1 protein-coding gene is annotated in these 513 nt (G+C 66.7%); it reads left to right on the top strand.

The genetic code is table 11. From position 1 onward, the window contains the following. A partial coding sequence (locus E1284_RS42310; RefSeq protein ID WP_165965643.1) for a hypothetical protein occupies positions 1–513 on the top strand: 513 nt, incomplete at both ends.

Below are 513 nucleotides of genomic sequence, written 5' to 3'. Positions count from 1 at the left end.
CGCAGGTCGACTTCACCACCTCCGAACGCTGCATCCCCACCGACACCTTCGACTGCGACCCGTCCAAGATCGGCGCCAACCCGGACAAGTGGTGGGACGTCCCCTGGGACCTGCACTGCGACTCTGGACAAAAGTGCGAGGACACCCACGGCACACTGTCGCCGACGTTCTGGTCCCGCAAGCGACTCACCAAGGTCACCACCCAGATCCTCAAACCGGACGCGTCGGGGTACCGGCCGGTCGACTCCTGGGCGCTCACCCACGACTGGGGCCTGGCCGACATCGAACGCGACCTGCTGCTGATCGGCATCCAGCACACCGGCCACGCCGCCGACGGCACGACCGTCACGCTGCCGAAGGTGACCTTCACCCCGGTGCAGTTGCCGAACCGGCTGGACCGGACCGGCGACGACATCCTGCGCTACGTCCGCTACCGGGTCGGCACCATCCAGGACGAGACCGGCGGGCAGATCGACATCGACTACTCCAACCCCGAATCGAACTGCACGCTGT

The organism is Actinomadura bangladeshensis (assembly GCF_004348335.1).
Classification (GTDB): domain Bacteria; phylum Actinomycetota; class Actinomycetes; order Streptosporangiales; family Streptosporangiaceae; genus Spirillospora; species Spirillospora bangladeshensis.
The sequence above is the reverse complement of the archived record's forward strand: the minus strand, read 5'-3'. Positions and strand labels throughout refer to the sequence as shown.